The 7,851-nt window shown below is 72.9% G+C and carries 9 protein-coding genes; 3 read left to right on the top strand and 6 right to left on the bottom strand.

Going from position 1 to position 7,851, the window contains the following annotated elements:
• The first annotated feature begins 120 nt into the window (after window positions 1–120).
• Window positions 121–2,142, top strand: coding sequence for an NADPH-dependent 2,4-dienoyl-CoA reductase (locus P1P70_RS13155; protein ID WP_319237003.1), 2,022 nt, complete (start codon window positions 121–123; stop codon window positions 2,140–2,142).
• 96 nt (window positions 2,143–2,238) lie between these two features.
• Entirely contained in the window at window positions 2,239–2,832 is a 594-nt protein-coding gene (locus tag P1P70_RS13150; protein WP_319237002.1) for a PadR family transcriptional regulator, read from the top strand.
• Between the two features lie 61 nt (window positions 2,833–2,893).
• On the opposite strand, the gene P1P70_RS13145 is transcribed toward P1P70_RS13150, so the two are convergent.
• The 3 genes from P1P70_RS13145 to P1P70_RS13135 form a co-directional block, all read right to left on the bottom strand.
• Window positions 2,894–3,430 carry a hypothetical protein gene (locus P1P70_RS13145; protein ID WP_319237001.1) on the bottom strand — a complete coding sequence of 179 codons (537 nt, stop codon included), beginning with the start codon at window positions 3,428–3,430 and terminating at the stop codon, window positions 2,894–2,896.
• Window positions 3,431–3,592: 162 nt separating this feature from the next.
• Window positions 3,593–4,573, bottom strand: coding sequence for a fibronectin type III domain-containing protein (locus P1P70_RS13140; RefSeq protein ID WP_319237000.1), 981 nt, complete (start codon window positions 4,571–4,573; stop codon window positions 3,593–3,595).
• Window positions 4,574–4,753: 180 nt separating this feature from the next.
• On the bottom strand, window positions 4,754–4,924 hold the full coding sequence (locus P1P70_RS13135; protein ID WP_319236999.1) for a hypothetical protein: 171 nt from the start codon (window positions 4,922–4,924) through the stop codon (window positions 4,754–4,756).
• 26 nt (window positions 4,925–4,950) lie between these two features.
• On the opposite strand from P1P70_RS13135, the gene P1P70_RS13130 reads away from it, so the two are divergent.
• On the top strand, window positions 4,951–5,679 hold the full coding sequence (locus tag P1P70_RS13130; protein WP_319236998.1) for a glycoside hydrolase family 75 protein: 729 nt from the start codon (window positions 4,951–4,953) through the stop codon (window positions 5,677–5,679).
• Between the two features lie 95 nt (window positions 5,680–5,774).
• Here the strand turns inward: P1P70_RS13130 and dhaM are convergent, their stop codons facing one another.
• Genes dhaM through dhaK form a run of 3 tightly spaced genes read right to left on the bottom strand, consistent with a single transcriptional unit; the run spans window position 5,775 to window position 7,836 of the window.
• Window positions 5,775–6,185, bottom strand: a complete 411-nt coding sequence (dhaM, locus tag P1P70_RS13125; protein WP_319236997.1) for a dihydroxyacetone kinase phosphoryl donor subunit DhaM — start codon at window positions 6,183–6,185, stop codon at window positions 5,775–5,777.
• A complete protein-coding gene (dhaL, locus tag P1P70_RS13120) occupies window positions 6,178–6,792 on the bottom strand; it encodes a dihydroxyacetone kinase subunit DhaL (protein WP_319236996.1) in 615 nt (204 codons plus the stop codon). The genes dhaM and dhaL overlap by 8 nt, the downstream gene beginning before the upstream one ends.
• 51 nt (window positions 6,793–6,843) lie before the next feature.
• Window positions 6,844–7,836: a dihydroxyacetone kinase subunit DhaK gene (gene dhaK, locus P1P70_RS13115; protein ID WP_319236995.1), complete on the bottom strand. Its 993-nt coding sequence runs from the start codon at window positions 7,834–7,836 to the stop codon at window positions 6,844–6,846.
• Between the last annotated feature and the right edge of the window lie 15 nt (window positions 7,837–7,851).

Raw genomic sequence — 7,851 nt, 5'->3', positions numbered from 1 at the left:
ATGACTGAGGGCAAGGCCACACCCCGGTGTGGCCTTGCCCTCAGTCATTGTGCAACTAGTTGCACAATCGGCGTGGCGTCGTCTACAACCTTGCTGACGACGCCACGCACGGAGGGCCCCATGAGCCGTTACCCGCACCTGCTGAGCCCGCTCGACCTGGGCTTCACCACGCTCCCCAACCGCGTGCTCATGGGATCCATGCACGTGGGCCTGGAGGAGGCCGAGCGCGGCTTCGAGCGCATGGCGGAGTTCTACGCGGCCCGGGCACGCGGGGGAGTGGGCCTCATCGTCACCGGCGGCATCGCACCCAACGAGGCCGGCCGCCCGTACGAGGGCGGCGCCAAGCTCACCACCGACGCCGAGGCCGACCGGCACCGCGAGATCACCGACGCCGTACACCGCGAGGGCGGCCGGATCGCGATGCAGATCCTGCACTTCGGCCGGTACGCCTACCACCGCGACCTCGTCGCGCCGAGTGCACTGCAGGCTCCGATCAGCCCGTTCGTCCCGCACGCGCTCACCGACGCCGAGGTCGAGCAGACCATCGACGACTACGCGAACGCGGCCCGCCTCGCCCGCCGCGCCGGGTACGACGGCGTCGAGATCATGGGCTCCGAGGGCTATCTGATCAACGAGTTCATCGCCGCCGGGACCAACCACCGCGACGACCGCTGGGGCGGCTCCTACGAGAACCGCACACGCTTCCCCGTCGAGATCGTGCGCCGGGTGCGCGAGGCTGTCGGCGAAAACTTCATCGTCGTCTACCGGCTGTCGATGCTGGACCTCGTCCCCGGCGGCTCCACCCTCGACGAGGTGGTCACGCTGGCGAAGGCCGTCGAGGCGGCCGGGGCGACCATCATCAACACCGGCATCGGCTGGCACGAGGCCCGGATCCCCACCATCGCGACCTCGGTGCCGCGCGGCGCGTACACCTGGGTGACGAAGAAGCTGATGGGCGCGGTGTCCGTCCCGCTCGTCACCACCAACCGCATCAACACCCCCGAGCTGGCCGAGGAGTTGCTCGCCGACGGCCACGCCGACATGGTGTCCATGGCCCGCCCGATGCTCGCCGACCCGGACTTCGTCAACAAGGCCCGCGAGGGCCGCCCCGACGCCATCAACACCTGCATCGGCTGCAACCAGGCCTGCCTGGACCACACCTTCAGCGGTCAGATCACCTCCTGCCTGGTCAACCCGCGCGCCTGCCACGAGACGGAACTCGTGCTCTCCCCGACCCGGCGGCGCAAGCGCGTCGCGGTCGTCGGCGCGGGCCCGGCGGGACTCGCCTGTGCCGTGAGCGCGGCCGAACGCGGCCACGAGGTCACGCTGTTCGACGCGGCGAGTGAGATCGGCGGCCAGCTGAACGTCGCCCGCAGGGTCCCCGGCAAGCAGGAGTTCGACGAGACGCTGCGCTACTTCCGCAACCGACTCGACGCGCACGGCGTCGACGTACGCCTCAACACCCCGATCACGGCCGACGACCTCACGGCGACGGCGTACGACGAGGTCGTCGTCGCCACCGGTGTCACCCCCCGCACCCCCGACCTGCCCGGTGTCGACCACCCCAAGGTCCTCGGCTACCTGGACGTCCTGCGGGACGGCGCCCCCGTCGGCGACCGCGTCGCGATCCTCGGCGCCGGCGGCATCGGCTTCGACGTCGCCGAGTTCCTGACCGACGGCGGGGAGAAGACGAGCGAGGACCCGGCCGCGTACTTCCGGCAGTGGGGCGTCGACATGGATTACCGCGCCCCCGGCGGCCTCGCCGTCCCCGAGCGGCCCGCCCCGCCGCGATCGGTCCACCTCCTGCAGCGCAAGACCACCAAGGTCGGCGCCGGACTGGGCAAGACCACCGGCTGGATACACCGCACCGAACTCAAGCACCGAGGCGTCACCATGGTCCCCGGCGTCCAGTACGACCTGATCGACGACGCCGGGCTGCACGTCACCGTCGACGGCGTCCGTCAGGTGCTGGAGGTCGACACGGTCGTCCTCTGCACCGGCCAGGACCCGCGCCGCGACCTGTACGACGACCTGATCGCCGCCGGGCGCTCCGCGCATCTCATCGGCGGGGCCGACGTGGCGGCCGAACTGGACGCCAAGCGGGCGATCAAGCAGGGCACGGAGGTGGCGGCGGCGCTGTAGGAGGCGTCGCGGGAGTCCGCCCGAGGGGGTGCGTGCGTCCGGCCCAGGGGGCGCGGGCGGGCGTGGCACGCCCCCCGGCCTTCCTAGGATGAGTCCATGTCACTCCCGCACGCGATCCTCACCGCCCTGCTCGAGAAGCCCTCGTCGGGCCTGGAGCTGACCCGGCGGTTCGACAGGTCGATCGGCTACTTCTGGTCGGCTACGCACCAGCAGATCTATCGCGAGCTCGGGAAACTGGAGGGCGAGGGCTACATCCGGGCCCTGCCCGCCGAACGGCCCGCCCGGGGCCAGAAGAAGAGCTACGAGGTGCTGCCGGCCGGCCGCGAGGAACTGGCCCGCTGGACCTCCGCGCCCCAGGACCCCAAGCCGTGGCGCGACGCGCTCTTCGTCCGGCTGCGCGCCGCCGCCGTGGTCGGCACCGACGGCCTCGAGGACGATCTACGGCGCCATCTCGCCCTGCACCGACGGAAGTTGGCGGAGTACGAGAAGATCGAGCAGCGGGACTTCGGGCCCGGCCGCGACACCGCCCAGGACCGGCTCCAGCATCTGATCCTGCGGGCGGGGATCGACCTGCAGACGTTCTGGACGCAGTGGCTGACGAACGCCCTGGAGGAGTTCGCGACGCTGCCGGGGGACACCGGCGGCGGCGCGGACGGGAGCGCCGAGCAGGAGAGCGCCGGCGGGGAGTAGGCGGCCGTACGCGTCACGGGCTGCCGCTCACCCAGGGATCGGGACGAGCGCCCACCGGAGGTCAGAGGCGGTGCGGCTTCGCCCGGCGGCGCAGGTACCAGACGGCCGCTCCGGTGCCCACGGCCACCAGCGCCCCGCCGCCCACGAGGGTGACGGTGCCGTACTCCCGGGTCGCGCCGCCGACGCCACCCATGACGCCGCGTGCGGGCGAGGACGTCGTGGAGATGGTGGGGGTGGCCGCCGTGACGATGACGGACTGGGTGCCCGCCGTGGTCCCGTCCTTGCACACCACGATCACGGTGTGTGTACCCGGGCCCACGTTCGCCCACGACGCGGACTGCGTGGTGCTGGTACCGGTCAGGGTCACCTGACGTCCTTGGGAGAAGTTCGCCTGCCCGCCGGAGAGCAGCGAGGCGGTGCCGAACGTGCCGTTGGTGCTGTTGGGGCAATCGCTCGTGGTCACGGTGACCGAGGAGCCCGTGGTGCTCACCGAGATCCCGGTCGGGACCGCCGCGGCCGGCTGCGCGGTCAGGGCGATCGGCAGCGCGGCGGCGGCCACCGTCAGGCCGGAGCGGAGGAGTAGCTGAGAGGTACGCATGGTCTGCCCTCCAGCGGCACGGTCGCGGCACATCCCTTGCGCCGCCGAGGATCGGGGGACCCGTGCTGCCTCAGGGTGAGCCAACGTGCCCCGCGCCCCGCCCGCATGCGGACGACGCCCGGGCAGGTGACGGATACCGCCGTGCGGGGGACACCGCGGCCGTCACCCTTCGGTGGTGACCGTGCGCTCCACCGAGAACCCGCCCCAGGTCCCGTCCGGCAGCTTCGCCCGGATCCGCACGCGGTACGTCACCCCGGCCTCCCGGCCCAGGTAGAAGCCGTACGAGGCCCGGCCCCGGGGCGGGGTCCCGCCCCAGACGAGGGTGGTCGCCGGCCGCCCGTCGAGCTGGATCTCGTACTCCGTGACCACCCCGTCGACGGGCGGGGGCAGCCAGGACAGCTCGACGGAGTACGCCCCGTCGTCCAGGCGTGTCGCCGCACGGAACCCGGTGGGCGCGGTGCCCCGTCCGTCGTCCGTTCCCGGAGCGGTGCTCAGCCGTACCTTCGCGCTCACGGGCGAGACGTTGTCCGCCGCGTCCCGTGCCCGCACGGTGAAGGAGTACCGGGTGCCGGGCCGCAACCCCGTGACCACGGCCGCCGTCTGCTCCCCGCCCACACCGTGGATCTTCGAGCCGCCTTGCAGGATGTCGTACGACTCCACGTCCCGGTCGTCCGTCGACGGCTCCCACGACAGCCGCACCGTGCCGCTCCCGAGCACCTTCCCGTCGAGGCGCCCCGGCCGGCTCGGGGGCCGCCGGTCCGCCGTCCCGGCGGCGGGTGTCGTGGCGCGGACCCCGGCGCTCGGCGGCCCGAGGTCCCCGGAGGCGCTACGCGCCCGCACGGTGAACACGTACGTGGTGGAGGGCCGGAGCCGGGTGACGTCCACCATATGCTCGTCGCCCGGCACGTCCTCGACCTTGGTCCCGCCCCGGTACACCTCGTACGCGGCGATCTCCGTGTCCCCGGGGGCCCGGTTCCACATGACGTGCACGCTGGTGGCGCTGCCGGCGTCGGCGGTGACGCCGGGTGGGGCGGGCGGCGGTCGGCTGCCGGGGCGCTCCTCCACCGCGCACCCGGCCGTGAGGAGCAGCGAGCCACAGAGCGCCGGCACCAGGACGAGTGCCTGCACGGAAACGCGTCGCACGATCTGCCCCCCTCGATCGTCATGAGCGGTTGATTGGTCTGTACCTGTCCTCATGTATGGCATGCCTGACGCGGTCACATCAAGAGGTGGGTGAGATGTGGACGAGGTTCACGGCTCCGTGGGCGGCTCCGTATGCTGGTGCTCCGACACGGTGTGAACTCGCCTCTGTGCCAGGCCAGTTCATGCCGTACGGCGCGGGCCGCTGTCGTCGCCGATCCCGCGCCGACGAGAGCGGCCGAGCGGCCGGGGACGAGTCGGGCCCGGGCCCTCGGCCGCGCCCGTGGTCCGTCCGGCCCCCTCCCGGTGGCCGTCCTCTCCGACCCGCACCACCTTGGGGTGAGTGTCCGTCATGTCCCCCCAGGAGAGGGTCCCTCATCGTGCGAGTCCGCTCGTTGACGCTGGCCGCGGTCGGCGCCGCCCTGCTGGCCCCCGTCGCCCTGCCCGCCCTGGCCCATCCACAGCGCCCCGCGCAGCACGAGGGTGGTGTGACCGCCGCCGACCTGTTGGCCAGGGCGCGCGGCTGTGTCCGGGTCTCCGAGGGGCTGTACAGCAGCGACGCGGGGAAGCCCGCCGTGATCCCCGTCTGCGGTGTCGACGGCGCGGTGTACTGGAAGGCCGACATGGACATCGACTGCGACGGCCGTCCGAGCGCGCGCTGCAACCGTGAGACCGACCCGTGGTTCCAGCCCGCCACGTCCTTCCTGCAGTCCGACGGACGCTACCTCCGCTCCGAGAGCCTGCCGTTCGTCGTCGTGCCCGCCGCAAGCCGCGTCTGGGACTACCGGGTCCACGGAATCAAGGGCGGTTCCGTCGCCGCCGTCGTCCACGGGGACCGGGTCCAGTACGCCGTCGTGGGGGACACCGGCCCGCAGAACATCATCGGCGAGGCCTCCTACGCCACGGCCAAGGGGCTCGGCATCCGCCCCGACCCGCGCACCGGCGGCACCGCATCCGGCGTCACCTACATCGTCTTCGAGGACTCCGAGGTGACGCCGATCGAGAGTCACCGAGCGGCGGTCCAACTGGGCGAGGAACTCGCGCGGAAGTGGGTGGAGGGCGCGGGGATGCGCCGAGGCGCGGCGATGCGGGGCGGCGCGACGAACTGACTCCGCCGCCCCGGCGAGGGCGGCCTGGGGGCCGGGGGGCCTCGTACGCGCCGGCCGCCCGGCACCACTGCGCCGGGCAGGTCGCTCGGCGGCCGTCACTCCTTGCGATACGTGTACGCCTCCGAAGCCGCGGCCGCCACCGTCGCGAGGTCCGCGCCCGTCGAGGCCGTGACCACCGCCGCGACGGCGCCCTCGACGAACGGGGCGTCGACCAGGCGCGTGTCCGCGGGGAGTTCGTCGCCCTCGGCGAGGAGCGCCTTGACGGTGAGGACCGCGCTGCCGAGGTCGGTCAGGACCGCGACCCCGGCACCCCGGTCGACGGAGGCGGCCGCCGCCGAGATCAGTTCGGCGCTGGTGCCCAGGCCCCCGTCCTCGGTGCCCCCGGCCGGGGCGACGGGAACGGAGGCCCCCGCACCGGCGAGTCCCCGCGCCAACTCGGCCACCGAGGCGGCGACGGCGGCACTGTGCGACACCAGCACGATGCCGACCCGCTTCTCCTCAGACATCGGCGGCGTCCGCGTCGGCCGTGGCGGCGAGGGCCGCGATCAGCAGCGCGGCGGAGGTGGCACCGGGATCCTGGTGGCCGATGCTCCGCTCACCGAGATAGCTGGCCCGGCCCTTTCGGGCCTGCAACGGTGTGGTCGCCGAGGCGCCCTCCTCGGCCGCGGTCCGCGCGGCGGCGAACGACCCGGCGAGCGCGTCGACCGCCGGGACCAGCGCGTCGATCATGGTCTTGTCCCCGGGTGCGGCCCCGCCCAGCGCCATGACGGCGTCGACCCCGGCGCGCAGCGCGTCCGTGAGCTGCGCCTCGCTCACCTCGGCGGCGTCGCCGAGCGCCTTGCCGGTCCGGCGCAGCAGGGTGCCGTACAGCGGGCCCGACGCGCCGCCGACGGTCGAGATCAGCTGCCGCCCGGCGAGCACGAGGACGGCGCCGGGCGTGTCCGGCGCCTCCTTCTCCAGCACGGCCGTCACGGCGGTGAACCCGCGGCGCAGATTGCTGCCGTGGTCGGCGTCCCCGATCGGTGAGTCGAGCGCCGTGAGCCGCTCGGCCTCGCGTTCCACCGAGGCCGCGGTGGCCGTCATCCAGCGACGGAAGAAGTCGGCGTCGAGCACGGGATCTCCTTGCGTGGTGAGTGAACTGACGTGCGGTGGCGTTCCGCCCGCTCACACGCCCCAGCGCAGACCGGGTGTCCGCACCGGCGCGTCGTACAGCCGCAGCAGCTCCTCGTCGACCTGACACAGTGTCACCGACGCGCCGGCCATGTCGAGCGAGGTGACGTAGTTGCCGACGAGGGTGCGGGCCACGGCGACCCCGCGTTCGGTGAGCACCCGCTGCACCTCCGCGTTGAATCCGTACAGCTCCAGCAGCGGTGTGGCGCCCATGCCGTTGACCAGCAGCAGCACCGGGTTGCGGGGGCTCATGTCGTCCAGGACGGCGTTCACCGAGAAGTCGGCGATCTCCCGCGAGGTCATCATGGCGCGCCGCTCACGCCCCGGCTCACCGTGGATGCCGACGCCCAACTCCAGTTCCCCGGCGGGGAGATCGAAGGTGGGGCTGCCCTTGGCCGGGGTGGTGCAGGCGCTCAGGGCCACCCCGAAGCTGCGGGAGTTCTCGTTGACCTGCCGGGCCAGCGCCTCGACCTGCTCCAGCGGCTGCCCCTCCTCGGCGGCGGCCCCCGCGATCTTCTCCACGAACAGCGTCGCGCCCGTGCCGCGCCGCCCGGCGGTGTACAGACTGTCAGTGACGGCCACGTCGTCGTCGACGAGGACCTTGGCGATCTGGATGCCCTCGTCCTCGGCGAGCTCGGCCGCCATGTCGAAGTTCAGCACGTCCCCGGTGTAGTTCTTCACGATGAACAGCACCCCGGCGCCGCTGTCCACGGCCGCCGCGGCCCGCACCATCTGGTCCGGCACGGGGGACGTGAACACCTCCCCGGGACAGGCCGCCGACAGCATCCCGGGCCCCACGAACCCACCGTGCAACGGCTCGTGCCCCGATCCGCCCCCGGAGACCAGCCCCACCTTCCCGGCCACCGGCGCGTCCCGCCGCACCACCACCCGGTTCTCCACGTCCACGGTCAGCTCGGGATGCGCGGCCGCCATACCCCGCAACGCATCCGCGACGACGCTCTCGGCTACGTTGATCAGCATCTTCACTGGTACCTCCGGTAG

Source organism: Streptomyces sp. MB09-02B (genome assembly GCF_033794485.1).
Lineage (GTDB): Bacteria > Actinomycetota > Actinomycetes > Streptomycetales > Streptomycetaceae > Streptomyces.
Note: the sequence above shows the minus strand (reverse complement) of the source record. Positions and strands in the feature narration are given on the sequence as shown.

Excerpts from the sequence above, each read along its gene's own strand:
- P1P70_RS13150 (WP_319237002.1), top strand. The coding sequence starts at position 2,239 with ATGTCACTCCCGCACGCGATCCTCACCGCCCTGCTCGAGAAGCCCTCG.
- dhaM (WP_319236997.1), bottom strand. The coding sequence starts at position 6,185 with ATGTCTGAGGAGAAGCGGGTCGGCATCGTGCTGGTGTCGCACAGTGCC.
- P1P70_RS13145 (WP_319237001.1), bottom strand. The coding sequence starts at position 3,430 with ATGCGTACCTCTCAGCTACTCCTCCGCTCCGGCCTGACGGTGGCCGCC.
- P1P70_RS13135 (WP_319236999.1), bottom strand. The coding sequence starts at position 4,924 with ATGACGGACACTCACCCCAAGGTGGTGCGGGTCGGAGAGGACGGCCAC.
- P1P70_RS13155 (WP_319237003.1), top strand. The coding sequence starts at position 121 with ATGAGCCGTTACCCGCACCTGCTGAGCCCGCTCGACCTGGGCTTCACC.